Genomic DNA, 18124 nt, shown 5'->3' with positions numbered 1-18124 from the left:
TATTAGTCCTGTTCTGGGTTTCTTAAGTAATAACCCACGCCTCGTCTTGTCACGATCCAATTAGGATGGCTTGGGTTATCCTCAATTTTTTCTCGAAGACGCCGGACTGTCACATCAACCGTTCTGACATCGCCAAAGTAATCGTAGCCCCAAACCGTTTGAAGCAAATGCTCACGGGTCATCACTTGACCGATGTGCTTCGCTAAGTAGTGCAGCAGTTCAAACTCACGGTGAGTCAATTCAATCGTTTCTTCTCTTTTTGACACCACATATGCATCAGGGAAAATCACCAGAGAACCGATGTGAATATCATTGGAAGAGGATTCTTCCTCTGCCGGTGCAGTCGTCAGCTGACGTCGCAGATTCGCTTTTACCCGCGCCAAAAGTTCACGTGTGCTGAACGGCTTTGTCACATAATCATCAGCCCCGAGTTCTAGCCCGATGACCTTGTCAATTTCGGAATCCTTTGCCGTCAGCATAATGATCGGCATGTCATATTTCTTTCTCACTTCCCGGCATACTTCTACGCCGTCTTTATTCGGAAGCATAATATCTAAAAGAATCAAATCAGGCTGAATTTCTTCGACCATTTCGACGGCTTCATTTCCGTCATAGGCACAATGTACTTCATAGCCCTCTTTTCTTAAATTAAACTCTAATATATCTGCAATCGGTTTTTCATCATCCACTACAAGGATCTTTTTATCCATCATCTTGATTTTCCTCCTGCCGAATTAACTTCGTTTCATCTGTATAACAATCGTTTCATTACATAAGCCCGCTAAGAAAGACCGGGTCCTTGTCTATTATAACGGTTTAAGGTCAAAAGATAAAAAAATTAAAGGTTTAAGAAAAAAACACATTCTTCAACAGATGTATATCTTTTGTCACGTTTTTTATTTTCATTTAAAATTTCTCATTTAAATGAAACCTCAACAGAAGAGTCACCGTCTAAATTATTGACGTCTTCTTCTTTTGGACCGGCTGAAAGGCCGGTTCTCCCTTTTTCTTCTATTATATCATCCACTCGTATTTCTTTTCTTAAACTCACAGAAAAAACGCACCTGCAATTGCAGATGCGTTTGGTAAGTGGCTCGGGACGGAATCGAACCGCCGACACACGGATTTTCAGTCCGTTGCTCTACCAACTGAGCTACCGAGCCAAATGTTTTATTTTTCTCTACTAAGTAAAGTAAAATGGCGGTCCGGACGGGACTCGAACCCGCGACCTCCTGCGTGACAGGCAGGCATTCTAACCAACTGAACTACCGGACCTTACAGTAATTTGCCCCGAGAGCTGTCGTGTCAGCCCTCATGGACAAATAAGGAGTTTAGCAATAACGCTAAAGTAAATCAATGACCCGTACGGGATTCGAACCCGTGTTACCGCCGTGAAAGGGCGGTGTCTTAACCGCTTGACCAACGGGCCTTACAAATGGTGAGCCATGAAGGACTCGAACCTTCGACCCTCTGATTAAAAGTCAGATGCTCTACCAACTGAGCTAATGGCTCTTGATACGTCGGAGTTTTACCATAGAGCATTCAACTTGAATCAAATTCTTCACTGTACTCTATTGAAGCAATTCCCGTAACAACGAGATTTATAATATCACAGAATAAATAGAAGTGGCAATAACTTTTTCATTTTTTATTCTATTATTTTTTTTCAAGACAAAAAACAACTCAATATCCAAAGAAAAAAGCCTCTCGTAAGAGAGGCTTTTTGGCAATTAGTTGGCGCGATATACACTGCGGATCACATTTGTCTGTGAACGATCCGGTCCGACAGAGAAAATGGAAAGCGGGATTCCTGTGAGCTGTGATACACGCTCAAGGTAATGGCGCGCATTCTCAGGAAGCTCGCTGAGATTTTTCACTCCTGTAATATCTTCCGTCCAGCCCGGCATTTCTTCATAAACCGGCTCACATTCTGCAAGAGCTTTCAGACTTGCAGGGAATTCCTCAATGACTTCGCCTTTGTAGCGGTATGCCACACAGATTTTCAACGTTTCAATTCCTGTTAATACGTCGATTGAGTTCAGTGAAAGGTCTGTGATTCCGCTGACACGGCGCGCGTGGCGGACAACTACACTGTCAAACCAGCCGACGCGGCGGGCGCGGCCTGTCGTTGTTCCGTATTCACGGCCGACTTCACGGATTTGATCACCAATTTCATCTTTCAGCTCAGTCGGGAATGGACCATCGCCGACACGGGTTGTATAAGCTTTTGAAACGCCGACGACGTGCTGAATTTTTGTCGGGCCTACACCTGAACCGATTGTAACTCCCCCGGCAACAGGATTAGATGATGTAACAAATGGATACGTACCTTGGTCAATATCAAGCATGACCCCTTGTGCGCCTTCGAATAACACGCGGCGTCCTTCGTCAAGCGCGTCATTTAAAACGACAGACGTATCACAAACGTAATGCTTAATTTGCTGGCCATATTCATAGTACTCATCTAAAATATCTTCTATTTTAAAGCCTTCCGCTTCATACATTTTTTCAAGCAGACGGTTTTTCTCCGCAAGATTCCGTTCCAGTTTTTCTGCAAATACGTCACGATCCAAAAGGTCTGCGATACGAATGCCGACTCTGGCGGCTTTATCCATATAAGCGGGACCGATCCCTTTTTTCGTCGTACCGATTTTGTTTGCTCCTTTTCGTTCTTCTTCCACTTCATCAAGTTTTAAATGATATGGCAGAATAACGTGAGCTCTGTTGCTGATTCTCAGGTTATCTGTACTGACGTTACGCTCGTGAAGATACGCAAGTTCTGTGACCAATGCTTTTGGATCAACAACCATTCCGTTTCCGATCACACACGTTTTATCCTTATAAAAAATTCCTGACGGGATTAAGTGAAGCTTGTACGTAATTCCATCAAACTTAATTGTATGTCCTGCATTGTTTCCGCCTTGATAACGTGCGATCACTTCTGCATTTTCTGAGAGGAAATCCGTAATTTTACCTTTTCCTTCATCGCCCCATTGCGTACCTACTACAACTACTGAAGACATATCCGTGCACCTCCGTTAACCTTTTAAAACGATATCCTTATTCAAACAAATTAAGTTTATCAGTGAAGAAACAGAAAGTCAATTGTAAATCCGAACATTATATTATAAAGAATCTATATTTGTTCGCTTTAAATGCTTTTAAAAGCGTTTTCTCGTGAAATTATGAACAAAAGCTCATGAAATATTTATATCTTCATATAAAAAGAGTCCGGATCGGCCGGACTCTTTGTTATCAAATACCTTCTGCATTCATAAAGACAATTCGCCAGCCATCCGGGTCTTCAATTGTAACGCCGCCGTTGCTCCAGTAAGGATTTTCCGATTCAACCTCCCGATAGCCCATTTTCTTTAATTTTGAGGTGATGCCAGTGACTTCATCAAGGTTGGGGAGATAAAACACAAGTAAGCTGTCTGCATGAGGAACAGGAGCAGTGCTTGCTTCTTCAGTATGTTGAGTGAATTCCAAATGATATTGGGCATGGGGCAGCCCGAACATGACGCCATCATAACCGTTATGCTGAGAAAAACCGGCAATTCTTTTCAAGCCAAGTCCTTCTTCGTAAAAACGAATCATTTGATTAATCTGGCCGGTTGGTCTTGCGATGCGAATTTGCGCCGCATCAAACTGGGAAAATTCCATCCCGCATCACTCCTTTCATTTCATTATATGGAATGGGCTTGAATCCCTCATCGGGAGAACGGCTGTATTTCTTTCAGACTTTTGAATGAAAAAGACCCCAAGATTAACTCTTGGGGTTTACGCGCCAGGCGGAACTCCGGCGTCATCAAAGCGCCGTTCCAAATTGACGAACTTATTGTATTCTTTTACAAATGCAAGCGAAACCGTGCCTACCGGGCCGTTACGCTGTTTTGCGATAATGATTTCAATAATGTTTTTGTTCTCTGATTCTTTATCATAATAGTCATCACGGTATAAGAATGCAACGATATCAGCATCCTGCTCGATACTCCCCGATTCACGAATATCAGACATCATCGGGCGTTTATCCTGACGCTGTTCCACTCCCCTTGAAAGCTGAGACAGTGCGATAACAGGGACTTGCAGCTCCCTGGCGATTGATTTCAGCTCACGGGAGATTTCAGATACCTCTTGCTGGCGGTTATCCTTTGAACGGCCGCTCCCTTGAATGAGCTGTAAATAGTCGATCAGGATCATGCCAAGACCGTTTTCCTGCTTCAAACGTCTGCATTTGGCGCGAATTTCACTGACCCGGATACCCGGCGTATCGTCAATGTATATTCCGCTGTTGGACAGGCTTCCCATCGCCATCGTCAGCTTGCCCCAATCCTCTTCAGTCAGGTTTCCTGTACGAAGGTTTTGGGCATTGATGTTGCCTTCCGCACAGAGCATACGCATAACCAGCTGCTCGGCTCCCATCTCAAGACTGAAAATCGCAACGCTCTCGTCGGTCTTGGTGGCCACGTTTTGGGCGATATTCAAAGCAAAAGCGGTTTTCCCCACCGAAGGACGCGCGGCAACAATAATCAAGTCATTTCGCTGAAATCCCGCTGTCATCCGGTCAAGCTCCGCAAATCCTGTAGGAATGCCGGTAATATCACCTTTGCGATTGTGAAGCTGCTCGATATTATCATACGTTTGGACAAGCACGTCCTTAATATTTTGGAAGGCGCTCGTATTTTTGCGCTGCGCCACTTCCATAATCGTTTTTTCAGCTTCGCTTAATAAATCCTCGACTTCGTCCTCACGCGTATAGCCGTCTTGCGCGATGGTTGTCGCCGTTCTGATCAGTCTGCGGAGAATCGATTTTTCTTCAACGATTTTCGCGTAGTATTCTATGTTAGCCGCTGTCGGAACCGAGTTTGCGATATCCGTGAGATAGGAAATGCCTCCAACCTCTTCTAATAAATCCGTATTCGCAAGCTCTGAAGTCACTGTAACCAAGTCAACCGGTTCACCGCGGTCTCCGAGCACGAGCATGGCATTATATATTTTCTGGTGAGACATTCTATAGAAATCATCTGGAATTAATACTTCAGAAGCCTGTGTTAAAGCAGATGGCTGCAAAAAAACAGCACCTAACACGGCTTGTTCGGCTTCTATATTTTGCGGCGGCAGCCGATCATTCAGAAGGTCTGTCATGCTAAGCACCGTCCTTTCATAAAAAATATCCAAACTCCATTTTACCATTTATACAAAAAAAAAATAGAACTATCTCATACTCCTTTTTTTGTCAACTGCATGCTGCGATGTTTCAGCAGAAGCGCCTATGGGAAATCAAAAAATAAATGATAATGGAGGGATCATCATGAAAGAATATGCGGTTACACCCAATGTCGATGTAGATGGCTGGTTTATCAAAGTGGAAAATGTGGCGCCTACAGCTTTATATACTTCAAAGGATGCCGCGATTGAAAAAGCATCACAAATGGCAAAAGACAACAGTCCGGCAAAGCTTGTCATCTACGATCAACACAAAAATGTAGAAGAAGAACGCTCATTTTAATCTGTCATCAGCTGAAAACCCTTCGCCTCCCCAGCGCGAAGGGTTTTCAGTTTACCGGGCTCATTATTCGATAAAATGTTTGTCTAAATCTGCCCGCAGCACAAAATCAGAAGCTTTTTGATAAAGCTCCCATTCTTCATAGGATGCGAATTTTCGCCTCAGCTCCAGAAGCTTATGCCTCATGACAACATATTCCTCACCCGTACATAGGCTCTCTGCTTTCTGTTGATGTTCATAAAGCGTTTGTTTTAATAATGATAATGGCAAATGCATAAGAATCCTCCTTCATTCAGTTATAAAGGGCAGCTTTCTTATACTCCATTCATCTGTGATATATTCTTACGTACCGTCCCCTATTCTAGTACAATGGACAAAAGAGAGGAGTGATCGTATGAAGCCTTTGCAAATTTCAGCTGATACCGCGCAAAAGCTTGCAGAATCCTTGAATCTGCCGCTGGAGCAAATCATGCATATGCCTCAGCATATACTGCTTGCGAAATTGGCCGAGTTACAGGAAAAGGAATAATAACAAAAAATAACAATGTATGATCACTTTCATTTTACGAAATTATATATTTTATATGTTAAAGAGGAGAAGCTATTTTGCCAAATACAACAACACATACCATCCGAAATTTTTGGCTGATCTCAGGCATTATTTTTATAGCGTTTAACCTGAGACCAGCTATTACGTCTGTCGGACCGGTCGTCAGTTCGATCCGGACAGAGTTACACCTGTCGAATGGACTGGCCGGTTTTTTGACAGCTCTGCCCTTGCTGTCTTTTGCGATTCTGTCTCCGCTTGCCCCTAAACTAGGTCAGCGGCTTGGCAATGAACGCACCTTATGGATAGGCATGCTGACGCTTTTCATTGGTATTATCATACGGTCAGCCGGCATGACCTCCTCCTTATTCGCGGGGACGATCCTGATCGGTGTGGGCATCGCGATCGGCAATGTTCTATTGCCAAGCTTAATCAAGCATAAATACCCGAAAAAGTCGGGGCTTATGATCAGCCTTTATACAACCTCCATGAGTACTTTTGCGGGCTTGGCTTCTGGGATCAGTGTGCCTCTTGCAAGCCAGCTTTCAGGCGGCTGGAAACAATCATTTTTGCTTTGGGGCGGCCTTGCTTTTCTTGCGCTTCTCATTTGGATACCGCAGCTTCGCCACCGGGATACGGCGAATCAGATCATTTCGCTCCAACCAAATCAGCAGCCGATCTGGACATCCAAAATGGCTTGGAATGTCACGATTTTTATGGGCTTACAGTCTTTTTTATTTTATAGCAGCATCGCTTGGTTTCCGGAAATTCTTCGTTCGCACGGCATGGACCCGGCAACCTCCGGATGGATGGTATCTCTTATGCAATTCGCCAGTCTGCCAACCACATTCTTAACCCCTATTTTGGCAGACCGCGTGAAACAGCAGCGAGGAATCGTTGCAGGGCTGACGTCAGTTTACTTTATTGGCTTATGCGGACTGCTGGCGGGCGGAAACCATGTGATGCTTGTCATATGGATGATTATCATTGGGATCGGGCAAGGTTCAAGCATCAGTTTGGCGCTTACGCTGATCGGGCTGCGCAGCGAAAATGCCCATCAGGCGGCCGCATTATCAGGCATGTCACAGTCATTGGGCTACTTATTAGCAGCAATCGGTCCCATCTTCATCGGCTTCCTTTATGACCAAACCCATTCATGGACACTGCCGATTATTCTTTTGATGATCATTTTGGCAGTAATGGGAGCCGCGGGACTGGGTGCGGGTCGCAATAAATACATCCTTCAAAAAGAACAACAGAGACATTCAGCTTAGAACAAACAAGAGAGGCGGGGAGCAATCATATTCCACGTCTCTTGTTTTCTGTCCGGCTTTATTCCGCAGTAAAAGCAATGACAAAAATTTCCCCGAATATTTATTGTTTATTCATAACTTTTTCATATTTAGCTTTTACAATAGGCAATCATAAAGGGGTGAAACTGATGAGGTCACGGGGGCAGCATGTTCACCTCCGAAGTCGACACCGGGCTGCTTTCCTACCTTCAGGCGAAGAATACTTATTCGCCACGCTGATGACAGTAACCGCCGCGCCATACATTATCAATACAGACGAATCTGTCTTGGCACTCGGCGGCTTCAACGGCACAGACCCGATTTTGTCGGTGTCTGAACTGAAAAAATTTATAAAAGAAGGCAAAGTGAAATACTTCCTTCTGAGCAGCGACAACTCAGGCAATAGTGAACTTGTCTCATGGATCAAGAAAAACGGAACCGTGATTTCTCCCGATGATTACAGCAGTTCTTCAAGCAGTACAAGCAGCTCAATACAGCAAGGCATGATTGGCGGTCCTGGCGGCAGCCAAAATCAGCAAACACTATATGAGACATAAAAAAGAGGTTTGGAATAATTCCAAGCCTCTTTATCTATTATACTAGCTCTTTTACATGTACCTTTAGTACGGCCTGCACCTCTGGATGCAGTTTCACCGGGACATTTGTATATCCTAAAGCGCGGATACCATCGCTTAATTCCAGCTTTCGTTTATCCACTTTGATTTGGTGGTCTTTTTGAAGCTGTTCAGCGATTTGTTTGCTTGTTACAGATCCAAACAAACGGCCGCCTTCTCCTGATTTAGCGCTAAGCTCTACAGTCAGGTTTTCTAGCTTTTCTTTTAAATCCTTCGCCTGTTCAAGCTCTGCAATCGCTTCTTTTTTCTCTTTTTGTTTCTGTCCGTTCAATACGCTGATGTTTGATGCGTTAGCTTCTACAGCGAGGCCTTTTTTAAGGAGAAAGTTATGAGCATAACCGTCTGCTACATTTTTCACTTCGCCTTTTTTGCCTTTTCCTTTTACATCTTGTAAGAAAATAACCTTCATCTCTGAACGCCTCCTTCAAAATATTCATCAATTGCACTTCGCAGCCGCTCCAGCGCTTCTGACACAGAAATGCCGGACAACTGGGTCGCCGCATTTGTTAAATGTCCTCCGCCTTCCAAGGCCTCCATAATAATTTGAACATTGACTTCGCCAAGCGATCTCGCACTGATACACACCGTTTGCTCATCCCGCCTTGCAACCGCAAATGAAGCCTCAACCTCACTCATGGACAACAGAGAATCAGCCGTCTGTGCAATAAGCACTTGATCAAAATACTCCTCCGCATTCTCAGGAAGAGACGCAATGGCAATGCTGTCTTTATAAAGAGATGTATGCTGAATCAGCTTCGCCCGTTTAATATAAGAATCAACGGTCTCCTTGAGGAACTTCTGCACGAGCACCGTGTCCGCGCCTTTCGCCCTTAAGTAAGAAGCGGCGTCAAATGTACGCGAGCCGGTGCGAAGTGAAAAACTCTTTGTATCCACTATTATACCAGCTAATAGGGCTGTTGCTTCAATCATATTAATTTTTAAGCGTTTCGGCTGATATTCAAGAAGCTCAGTCACCAATTCAGCAGTAGAGGAAGCGTACGGTTCCATATAAACGAGCAGAGGATCCTTTATGAACTCTTCCCCTCTGCGATGATGGTCGATGACCACGATATGCTCAATCTTGTTGACCAGTCGCTCCTCCATAACCAGAGACGGTTTATGCGTATCAACAATCACAAGCAGCGTATCATCATTAGCAAGCTCCATCGCTTCCTCAGTCGTAATAAATCTCGACCAAAGCTCTTCATATTTTTTAATTTCTTCTATTAAACGCTGAACACTTGCACCGATTTGATTTGGATCAATCACAATAAAACCGTCTTTACTGTTCGCCTGAGCCACCTTTAATATTCCGATGGCAGCGCCGATTGAATCCATATCCGGGAACTTGTGGCCCATAATAATCACATTGCTGCTTTCAGATACGATTTCCTTTAACGCATGGGAAATCACACGGGCGCGCACCCTTGTACGCTTCTCCATCGGATTGGTCTTGCCGCCGTAAAATTTCACCTTGCCATTTGGCATCTTAATCGCTACCTGATCTCCGCCGCGTCCCAGCGCCAGATCCAGACTCGACTGCGCCAAGTCACCAAGTTCTTTCAAAGAAGAGACCGAGGCCCCGACCCCGATGCTTAATGTCAGTGAAACACTATGCACCGATGTCTTCTCGCGGATCTCATCAAGAATGGAAAACTTAGATCCTTCAAGCTCGGTTAAAATATGTTCATTCAACACACCGATAAATCGTTCAGAAGACGTTCTCTTTAAGAAAATACCGTACTCTTGCGCCCAGTTGTTCAGCAGTGAAGTCACTTGGCTGTTCATCGTACTTCTCGTTTGATCATCCAAGCCCTGTGTGACATCATCGTAATTATCGAGAAAAATGTATGCCAATACAGTTCTTTCGTTTTCATATTGTTTTTCGATCTGTATCTGCTCAGTCACATCAAAGAAATACAACAGGCGCTCGTCTCTTTTGATCACCACTTTAAATTTCCGGTCATTTAGTGTAACCGTTTCCGAATCAACCTCTTGTTTAATGAGCGGCACGACGGATTCGCACGTATCATAAAGCGATCTCCCCACAAGAGTGCTTTCATTAAAACAAGAAGAAAGAAACGGATTCGCCCATTCAATGTAATATTGATCATTAAAAAGCATGATCCCGATGGGCATTTCCATCAATGCTTCTTCACCGACTTTTTTCAACCTATAAGATAGCGTGGAAATATAACCGTCAATCTCTTTTCTGATAAGAGAATCCGCGCGTTTTATAAAAAACAAAATGACTGCGAGCAGCAAAATACCGGCGGCTCCGATCATCCAGTTAAAATAAAAGCTGATGAGGACTGTGATGATTGTCAAAGCAATCAACGCATAGATGGGATACCGAAATAACGGTTTTTCGTAAAAGCTTGGCATTTCTATCAACTCCCCACCATGTGAGTAAAACCCATTTTTCACTTCACCTTATTCCTTATGTTAAAGCCTATGTCAATAATACCCAACAGGCGGATCACCGCCATAAAAATCGGCGACAGCAGCCCCAAAATGATCGCAATAATCCCAACTGCTTTAGGATATTTTTTCATATGGCAATAGAAAAATATAAACGCTAAGCCTTGAATAAAGACTAATATGCCTAGTATAAATCCCCCGTTTAAAGCGAGAGAATACAGCATTTGGCCCTTTTCTAAAGGCATAAAGGACAAAATAATGATTAAAAGATACAGCCACATGATACTTTGCGGGAGTTTCAACTCTCTAAAAGGCTTTAACTTGGGAATATCGGGGGAAAATCGCCTTAAGAGCGGCTTAGCGATAAGATAACTGAGGAAAGAAAAAATAGCCCCTAACATGACAATAGCTGTTGGAAAAAGATATTGGACCGTACCTAATTGTTCTTCCATCAGTTTCATTTGCTTCTCCAGCTGATCCCCATTACCGGTATTCTTTAAGAACGATTCGGTCATAGACAATGATTGGCGATATTGAGACATAGCTTCATCAATCATATTGATCCCCAAAAACTGAATGCTTATCACAAAATAGAAGACAATGCACAGCATGTAAATGAGGGCGCCGGATACAATAGCATGCCCTGGCTCTTTCTTTTTAAAAAAGTGTCCCATGGCAATCCCGGCAAACGCTGACATAAAAGCAACGATAAGCCCGTTAAATGAACCGACAATAAATACCACCGGAAGACTGACAACGCCCATCCACAAACCCAATTTCAACCCATGCCGAATGGTGTAGAGAATAACGGGCAGCGGCAATGCAAACAGAAGAATGGATCCGATGATTGGAATATAAACGACCATTAACGTGATGATAGTAAAAAGACTGATTAGGATAGCACCTTCCATTAATGCCCTTGTTTGTTTCACTTAGTCACCTCATACCTCGATTAATCATGAACATACGAATAGAAAAGAGCAGCTTAAACGACTGCTCTTTTTGACGCCGTAAAATTTCTTTTTCGCACCAAGTTTCTTTTTCATATCATCTCTAAAATCACCTTTACATTTTAACATAAGTTGAAAAGGCAAGTAAAATCAGGCCAGATCTTCCTCATGTTTCATGTGAAACATTTATAGCCGATTAAAAATAAAAGACATCCTCTCATGAAGAATGCCCGCTGAACCAATATTATAAATGTTTATCATCCATAAATCCGGAACTATCTTTGTTTTTCTTTTTCGTTTTTCTAACATATAAGAAGATTAGAATGACGACTAGAAGAGTGGTTGCTTGAAGAATACCGCCTGTAAACAAGAAAAAGTTCTTTATCATCTCCAACATATATGATCACCTCTATTATGATTTTCACAAGTGGTTTCCTATATCAATGTAAATTCCCTTTTTATAAACTTCGAAACATCAGTAACCACATCATACCCGGGGCATATGCTGATATAGAAATTAACGATGAAGGAGATACTTACATGGATGAACGCAGAACACTGGCTTGGCACGAAACGTTGGAAATTCATGAATTGGTGGCTTTTCAAGCAAACGGCCTTATAAAACTGAAAAAAATGATTCGGGAAGTAACGGATTCCCGTTTAAAACAGCTTTACAGCTTTTCTATTCAAGCAATTGAACAGAATTTGAAAGAACTGCTTGCTTTCTTTCCCCAAGCACCTATTTACAATCGGGATGATGAAGAGGAAGAGCGAGCGGATACACCGTTTTACAGCGGAGATTTGCTCGGTTTTGCCAAAACTTCCGTTCGCAGCTATGCGATCGCGATTACAGAAACCGCTACACCTCAGTTAAGAATCGTGCTTGTAAAACAATTAAACGCGGCCATTAAATGGCATGAGCAGGTGTTCAATTATATGTATGAGCACGGTTATTACCCCGCGTACAATCTGGCAGATTTATTGAAAAATGATGTAAAGAATGCACAAAGAGCCATTTCTATGAAATAAAAACAGCAGCAAAGGATTTCCCTTTGCTGCTTACTTCTGACTTGTATTGTCCTTGAGCATACCAGTCGAGCGATACGCTTCAAGCGCCTCTCTGTTGGTGTCGCCCCATTTTTTCATTTGTAACACAATCGGCTCCAAGGTCCTCCCGAATTCTGTAAGTGAGTATTCCACCTTAGGAGGCACCTGATGATACACCTCTCGATGCACAATTCCGTCCGCTTCAAGCTCCCGAAGCTGAAGCGTAAGCATTCTCTGTGTAATATTGGGGCAAATTCTTCGGAATTCGTTAAAGCGTTTCTTCCCGTCTATCATGTGATAAAAAAGAATTCCCTTCCACTTACCTCCAATCACATCAAGTGTAAATTCAACCGGGCAGCCTTCTTTGTTCGGGTATATTTTGTTTTCTGAACTCATTCCCGCACCCTCCCATAGTACCTTTTTTGATACTACATACGATTTAGTGACTTAACTGCCCAATATTTTACACATGTTTCATTCCGCATACAATCAAAAAGCTCCTTTTTCGCATCAATTTTTGAGGTTTTCAATGCTTACACCTACTGCCATCCGTGTTAAACTATATAAAGAATGTTTACACTACTTAAAAAGGATAAGGAGCTATCATGGAAAAAATACTTATTTTCGGACACCAGAACCCAGACACAGATACAATTTGTTCAGCCATTGCGTACGCAGACTTAAAAAACAAGCTAGGTTTCAACACTGAGCCTGTCAGACTCGGTCAAGTCAATGAAGAAACAAAATACGCGCTTGATTATTTTAAGAAAGAAAGCCCTCGTCTTGTTGAAACAGCGGCTAATGAAGTGAACGGCGTCATTTTGGTTGACCATAACGAACGCCAGCAAAGCATCAAGGATATTGAAGACGTTCAAATTCTTGAGGTCATCGACCATCACCGCATTGCCAATTTTGAAACAAGCGAACCCGTTTACTACAGAGCGGAGCCTGTCGGATGTACGGCAACCATTTTGAACAAGTTATATAAAGAAAATAACGTAACAATCGAAAAAGAAATCGCAGGACTTATGCTGTCAGCAATCATTTCTGATTCGCTTCTATTCAAATCTCCTACCTGCACGGAGCAAGATGTAGCTGCGGCTAAAGAGCTTGCGGAAATCGCAGGAGTAGATGCAGAAGAATACGGCCTTAACATGCTCAAAGCGGGCGCTGATTTAAGCAAGAAAACAGTAGAAGAACTCATCACTCTTGATGCGAAAGAATTCAATCTTGGCGGCAAAAAAGTTGAAATCGCACAGGTCAATACAGTTGATATTGAAGATGTCAAAAAGCGCCAACCGGAATTAGAAGCTGCCCTTTCTAAAGTCATCGCTGAGAAAAACTTGGATCTCTTCCTTTTAGTCATTACAGACATTTTGGAAAATGATTCACTTGCTCTTGCTATCGGTGATCAGACGGATAAAGTGGAAAAAGCCTTTAACGTAACATTAGAAAACAATACGGCCTTACTAAAAGGCGTCGTTTCCCGAAAAAAACAAGTCGTTCCTGTTTTAACAGATGCCATTTCCGAATAATTGATAAGCATCCCGGCGAATCTTGCCGGGATGCTTTTTACGTTCTATTCACCAAGTTTTTCGATCTGGTTCATCACTCCGCTGATTTGCTGTGCGCTTTGCACCAGTTCTGTCTCTTCCAAATTTTCAACTGTTATTTTGCCTTCCTCCGTCATGCTCAACAGCTCGGCCGCACTTTCTTGCAGTTTTTCATTCTGCTGTGTGATGGTGTCATGAATATCAGCCGCCGCATCAGGCGGTGTTAATTTATCAAACTCGGCTGCCGCTTTTTGTATGGACTCTAGCTGCGTTTTGAGTTCCTTTTTGGCATCTGCATCAGTTACGGCTTGTTCTGCAAGCGCAGGTGCTTCTTCAGCAAGCGTTTTGACTTCTGTGACATATCCGGCCGCCTCATTCGCATAGGACAGTCCATCATTCAAATTGTCCAGCGCTCCGCAGCCGCCGGCTCCTAAAAGGGATACTCCCGCCAAAACGGTCAGTACAGCTTTCATCGCTTCAGCCTCCTTATTACTTCTTTTTATTTTTATCTTTCAGCTTTTCTTTTAATAACGGAATCAGTTTTTCCTTCGCTAAAGGCAGCCCTTTTTTCACCAAATCGCTTTTCATCAATTTTGACAGCTTAGACATCAACATTCTCCTCTCCCTTTTAAAAATGAAAAAAACTCCACCGATTTGGTGAAGTTTTTAAACAAAAAGACCTTCACCAAATCATATTTGGCAAAGGTCTCGCTAACAATAGAATTGCCAGCAAAGCCGAGGACTTCCATCCTGTAATGACGACTTTACTGTACCAGCTACTCCCCTTTGGAGTATTCATTTTTATTACTTTCATTGTAAGTGACAGAAGCATCCTGCGTCAAATTCCGGCTCTGTTTATTCTTTTAAAGCATGTGGTAAGGAAACAAAGGAGTCTTTCATCTGAATGTAATTCACTCGCGGAGAACATGCTATTGCAGAGGAGGTTTTCAACATGAGTCAGGAGCATGTGAAACGGCCTGGTCATACCAGATGGTACATTTCATCATTACTAAGCGGTATTATTATTCTTAATTACTTTGACCGTGTGGCCATATCCGTTGCCGCGCCTGCTATACAGGATTCATTTCATTTATCGGCAACCGAACTTGGCATTGTCTTTTCGATCTACACTTATTCATACACAGTCATGCAGCTGCCCGTCGGGAGTTTATTAGACAAGTTTGGCGTTGCGTGGGTCACACGCGTGGGAATGACTATTTGGAGCATTTTAACGATTTTGCTCGCTTTTTTGCAGGGAAAGCTGCTTTTGTATATTGTCCGTTTTCTCATCGGACTGACAAGTGCTTCTGCCTTTCCCGCTGCATCCAAGGCCACCGCATTATGGTTTCCTCCAAGTGAACGCGGACTGGCGAATTCATTGTTTGATTCAGCCGCCAAATTTTCAAATGTGCTCGGCGCGCCATTAGTTGCCTTTCTCGTCACGACCTTTGATTGGCGGGTCGCCTTTTTAACAATTGGTATCGTAAATGTGCTGTTTACGATGCTGTTCTGGTGGTATTATGAGCAGCCTGAACGACATAAGCGCATTTCCAGCGGCGAGCTAAATTATATACAAAAACACAATACCATTACATCCGAGCAAATTCCTTATAAAACAGGTCCCCTTTTGAAAGCATTGTTTACGAATCGAAAAGTATGGGGCCTGATGATTGGTTTTACAGGGTACGGCTATACATTTAACCTGTTACTTACGTGGCTGCCGACATTTTTCAAGCACACTTATGGCATGGATCTGATGTCATCCGGCTTATTCACCGCCGTTCCATGGCTAATTTCCACCATTTCCGGTATTGCGGTCGGCGGCTGGCTTGTCGACTATTTCATCAAAAAGGGATATCAGAATACAAAAGTCTATCAAACCATTATTGTGATCGGCATGGGCTTAGGCTTCTTCTTTTTAGGCGCCCTTTTTACAGATAATATTACGATCGCCATTGTTTGTATTTCCATCGGCCTTGCGGGAATTTCGGCAACGGCTCCGATCGGCTGGTCCATATCGGCAGAACTTGCCCCCATCGGGTCTGTCTCCATGCTGAGCTCCATGGTCAACTTGGCAAACAATTTATTCGGCGGAATCATCGCCGCATCGCTGACAGGTTATTTATTAGATGTAACCGGCTCCTTCACGCTCAGTTTTCTTGTTGCCGGAGCTGTCCTCTTGATTGGATTGGTATTTTATGTATTTGTACTTGGTGAAGTGAAAAGAATTCAGTTGAAATAGAGAGCCTGCTTAATGAGCGGCTCTCTTTTTGGAACAAATTGAACAAAAAAGCAAACCGTAAGGAAACAATAATACGATGGAAAATTCATATAACCACCCATTAATTGATTTCATCAACATCTGCCTTCAATATTTCCAGTAAAGAAATTCAGAATCATTGCGCTCAATTTTAAATCCTAACTTTTCAAGTACATTTTCAGAAGCGGTATTTTCAATTTCACATCTAGCCTTGATAGCTGTTACCTCAATCTGGTTCAAAGCCCACTTTAACAATGTTTGGGCAGCTTCAATACAATAACCTTTGCGTCGGTGGCTTTTATTAATAGCAAAACCCATTTCAATCATACCGTTAGAGTCTGGATTACCTAAAAAGCCTATACCGCCGACTATCTCTTTCGTATCCTTCATCACAATAATCCAGGAGTCAAACCCTTTTGTTCCGTTATTTTTCAGAAGAAGCTCTCGAAAAAAAGGTAAAACTTCAAAGAAATCGGGCTCAGGCCATTCACCATTGGTTTTGTATCCCAATGCTTCGATTCCCAATAAGTCACGCTTAGCTGCCGCTTCGAGTAGATTAAGGTCTAGTGTTTTCAATAATAGGCGATCTGTTTCAAGCTGCACTCATTTGCCTCCTTTGGCAAGTCGAATGATAAAAAAGAAACTTTCATCTGAGGAGTAATCATGTGGTTTGGAATAGGCTGATGTCAGCCTGGTTTCTAGCTATATTTTTAGTCGGTCCTTTTGCCAGAATGGTTACAAATGTCAACAGACGATCTATTAACTAACGTCACCACCAAAGATTGACACATTCTGCCGATCAGCACTAAATGTCCGCCCATTCCATTTCAGCACGGTCTGTACAAACCCAAGTGAATCCGCATTGTACCTTCCGGCGATTCTCTGATACGCTTCGAGTTCATATGTGCCGTCTCTGTTGAAATCAACCGGATACAAGCCGGACAAAGGATTAACCCAGCCTTCTATCGGCGCTTTCAAAACGCCATTCTTGTTATAAATTTCAGTTAGATATTCCCTGCCTTTGTAAGTAAGATCGAGTATATACATTTCATTTAGTTTATAACTGATCACAGCGGCTTTGTATTGATTTTGATAAGCCACATTGTACTTGAAGTCTTCATTAAATGCGTCGGAATTAAAAATTTGCCTCATTTGACCATTAATAGAAGAAAAGACATACGCATAAACAGCACCGCCGCTTCCCCCCGTATCAATGACCACTAAAATATCATCCGCCTTGTTTCCTGTAAAATCACCAAGAAAGAGTGTCGGATTATATCCGGCATTATTTTTAAACGAGATTTGCTGATCGCGATTTGTCCTTCCATCCCGGATAACCAACGTGACATTTTTCCAAAAAGGACTGTCAGGCGTTTTATTTGCGGTAAGAAAAACATTGTCAATGACACCATCACCATTAATGTCACCACGTTTTGCAGCCACAATTGAAGATCTATTCGGATTCATGACTCTTGAGGGAACAGACTGGAGATTCGATTGCAGTACATGCCTTGAAGCATACGGATTGGGATACCACAACGCTTTATCAACCGTTTGCAATGGTGGTCCGATGATTCCCGCTCTTACCTGCGCATCAGCCAGATAAGACCAATAATCAAGATCATTCGCCTCTTGAATCGCTTTTCTGTGAAAATATGGGTCCAATTCAGGTCACCTACCTTTGTTAGTCTCAATATAAGAATATATGCATGGATTGTCAGGAATAACCTTGAGAGCTAAGTTTAGATGAATGAAGTCGAGGATTACCGTCGCAAAGCAAACCTAAAACAAAGTCTTAAGAACCGATCTCATTGAACTAGGCAGTAACTTATAAGTGACCGAATCTTCGACATATTATTTGTTATCAAACACTTTCAATGGAAACCCGTTCCTCTTTTCGGTACATTTATCCT

Annotated in this window: 20 protein-coding genes, 4 tRNA genes and 1 pseudogene; 7 read left to right on the top strand and 18 right to left on the bottom strand. The window is 42.8% G+C overall.

Features of this window, described 5'->3' with window-relative positions; all coding sequences use genetic code 11:
- Positions 1–2: 2 nt before the first annotated feature.
- The 9 genes from walR to dnaB form a co-directional block, all read right to left on the bottom strand.
- Positions 3–710, bottom strand: coding sequence for a cell wall metabolism DNA-binding response regulator WalR (gene walR, locus AXI57_RS00370; RefSeq protein WP_003326111.1), 708 nt, complete (start codon positions 708–710; stop codon positions 3–5).
- A 206-nt stretch (positions 711–916) separates the two neighbouring features.
- A complete protein-coding gene (locus AXI57_RS22250) occupies positions 917–1051 on the bottom strand; it encodes a hypothetical protein (RefSeq protein ID WP_003326110.1) in 135 nt (44 codons plus the stop codon).
- A 39-nt stretch (positions 1052–1090) separates the two neighbouring features.
- A tRNA-Phe gene (locus tag AXI57_RS00365) sits at positions 1091–1163 on the bottom strand.
- 35 nt (positions 1164–1198) lie between these two features.
- A tRNA-Asp gene (locus AXI57_RS00360) sits at positions 1199–1275 on the bottom strand.
- A gap of 82 nt (positions 1276–1357) precedes the next feature.
- Positions 1358–1429 (bottom strand) — tRNA-Glu (locus AXI57_RS00355).
- Between the two features lie 7 nt (positions 1430–1436).
- Positions 1437–1512, bottom strand: a tRNA-Lys gene (locus AXI57_RS00350).
- A 218-nt stretch (positions 1513–1730) separates the two neighbouring features.
- Positions 1731–3023 (bottom strand): adenylosuccinate synthase, encoded by a 1293-nt coding sequence (purA, locus tag AXI57_RS00345; RefSeq protein WP_003326108.1) that lies wholly within the window; start codon positions 3021–3023, stop codon positions 1731–1733.
- 232 nt (positions 3024–3255) lie between these two features.
- Entirely contained in the window at positions 3256–3663 is a 408-nt protein-coding gene (locus AXI57_RS00340; protein ID WP_061668895.1) for a VOC family protein, read from the bottom strand.
- Between the two features lie 117 nt (positions 3664–3780).
- Positions 3781–5145, bottom strand: a complete 1365-nt coding sequence (dnaB, locus tag AXI57_RS00335; protein WP_010790516.1) for a replicative DNA helicase — start codon at positions 5143–5145, stop codon at positions 3781–3783.
- Between the two features lie 163 nt (positions 5146–5308).
- Between dnaB and AXI57_RS00330 the strand changes: the two genes are divergently transcribed.
- On the top strand, positions 5309–5509 hold the full coding sequence (locus AXI57_RS00330; RefSeq protein WP_087941851.1) for a DUF2188 domain-containing protein: 201 nt from the start codon (positions 5309–5311) through the stop codon (positions 5507–5509).
- 63 nt (positions 5510–5572) lie between these two features.
- Here AXI57_RS00330 and AXI57_RS00325 read toward each other — a convergent pair whose 3' ends face one another.
- On the bottom strand, positions 5573–5782 hold the full coding sequence (locus AXI57_RS00325; protein WP_061668894.1) for a hypothetical protein: 210 nt from the start codon (positions 5780–5782) through the stop codon (positions 5573–5575).
- Between the two features lie 118 nt (positions 5783–5900).
- On the opposite strand from AXI57_RS00325, the gene AXI57_RS20535 reads away from it, so the two are divergent.
- From AXI57_RS20535 to AXI57_RS00315, 3 genes and pseudogenes are all read left to right on the top strand, one after another.
- Entirely contained in the window at positions 5901–6035 is a 135-nt protein-coding gene (locus AXI57_RS20535) for a YycC family protein (RefSeq protein ID WP_003326103.1), read from the top strand.
- A gap of 77 nt (positions 6036–6112) precedes the next feature.
- Positions 6113–7327, top strand: coding sequence for a CynX/NimT family MFS transporter (locus AXI57_RS00320; RefSeq protein WP_061668893.1), 1215 nt, complete (start codon positions 6113–6115; stop codon positions 7325–7327).
- Positions 7328–7501: 174 nt separating this feature from the next.
- Positions 7502–7902, top strand: a pseudogene (locus tag AXI57_RS00315) (mannosyltransferase YkcB-related protein); the annotation flags it as partial.
- Between the two features lie 37 nt (positions 7903–7939).
- Here the strand turns inward: AXI57_RS00315 and rplI are convergent.
- From rplI to AXI57_RS21190, 4 genes are all read right to left on the bottom strand, one after another.
- The gene (gene rplI / locus AXI57_RS00310) at positions 7940–8389 is read right to left on the bottom strand and encodes a 50S ribosomal protein L9 (protein ID WP_003326099.1); all 450 of its coding nucleotides are present in this window, start codon (positions 8387–8389) and stop codon (positions 7940–7942) included.
- Positions 8386–10365 (bottom strand): cyclic-di-AMP phosphodiesterase GdpP, encoded by a 1980-nt coding sequence (gene gdpP / locus AXI57_RS00305; protein WP_061668892.1) that lies wholly within the window; start codon positions 10363–10365, stop codon positions 8386–8388. Before gdpP ends, rplI begins: the two co-directional genes overlap by 4 nt.
- Before the next feature lie 38 nt (positions 10366–10403).
- Positions 10404–11333: a YybS family protein gene (locus tag AXI57_RS00300; protein WP_061668891.1), complete on the bottom strand. Its 930-nt coding sequence runs from the start codon at positions 11331–11333 to the stop codon at positions 10404–10406.
- Between the two features lie 262 nt (positions 11334–11595).
- Positions 11596–11748, bottom strand: coding sequence for a hypothetical protein (locus AXI57_RS21190; RefSeq protein WP_003326096.1), 153 nt, complete (start codon positions 11746–11748; stop codon positions 11596–11598).
- 143 nt (positions 11749–11891) lie between these two features.
- Between AXI57_RS21190 and AXI57_RS00295 the strand changes: the two genes are divergently transcribed.
- Positions 11892–12380 (top strand): spore coat protein, encoded by a 489-nt coding sequence (locus AXI57_RS00295; RefSeq protein WP_061668890.1) that lies wholly within the window; start codon positions 11892–11894, stop codon positions 12378–12380.
- 30 nt (positions 12381–12410) lie between these two features.
- Here AXI57_RS00295 and AXI57_RS00290 read toward each other — a convergent pair whose 3' ends face one another.
- Positions 12411–12794, bottom strand: coding sequence for a winged helix-turn-helix transcriptional regulator (locus AXI57_RS00290; RefSeq protein WP_061668889.1), 384 nt, complete (start codon positions 12792–12794; stop codon positions 12411–12413).
- 209 nt (positions 12795–13003) lie between these two features.
- On the opposite strand from AXI57_RS00290, the gene AXI57_RS00285 reads away from it, so the two are divergent.
- The gene (locus AXI57_RS00285; protein WP_003326092.1) at positions 13004–13933 is read left to right on the top strand and encodes a manganese-dependent inorganic pyrophosphatase; all 930 of its coding nucleotides are present in this window, start codon (positions 13004–13006) and stop codon (positions 13931–13933) included.
- Positions 13934–13977: 44 nt separating this feature from the next.
- On the opposite strand, the gene AXI57_RS00280 is transcribed toward AXI57_RS00285, so the two are convergent.
- Positions 13978–14424 (bottom strand): DUF6376 family protein, encoded by a 447-nt coding sequence (locus AXI57_RS00280; protein ID WP_061668888.1) that lies wholly within the window; start codon positions 14422–14424, stop codon positions 13978–13980.
- A gap of 458 nt (positions 14425–14882) precedes the next feature.
- Between AXI57_RS00280 and AXI57_RS00275 the strand changes: the two genes are divergently transcribed.
- On the top strand, positions 14883–16193 hold the full coding sequence (locus tag AXI57_RS00275; RefSeq protein WP_106048193.1) for an MFS transporter: 1311 nt from the start codon (positions 14883–14885) through the stop codon (positions 16191–16193).
- 126 nt (positions 16194–16319) lie between these two features.
- Here AXI57_RS00275 and AXI57_RS00270 read toward each other — a convergent pair whose 3' ends face one another.
- Both AXI57_RS00270 and AXI57_RS00265 read right to left on the bottom strand, forming a co-directional pair.
- Complete coding sequence (locus AXI57_RS00270; protein ID WP_061668887.1) at positions 16320–16814, bottom strand: GNAT family N-acetyltransferase; 495 nt, start codon at positions 16812–16814, stop codon at positions 16320–16322.
- A 156-nt stretch (positions 16815–16970) separates the two neighbouring features.
- On the bottom strand, positions 16971–17714 hold the full coding sequence (locus tag AXI57_RS00265) for a hypothetical protein (protein ID WP_061669412.1): 744 nt from the start codon (positions 17712–17714) through the stop codon (positions 16971–16973).
- Positions 17715–18124 lie beyond the last annotated feature (410 nt).

It is taken from the genome of Bacillus atrophaeus (assembly GCF_001584335.1).
GTDB classification, from domain to species: domain Bacteria; phylum Bacillota; class Bacilli; order Bacillales; family Bacillaceae; genus Bacillus; species Bacillus atrophaeus.
The sequence above is the reverse complement of the archived record's forward strand: the minus strand, read 5'-3'. Positions and strand labels throughout refer to the sequence as shown.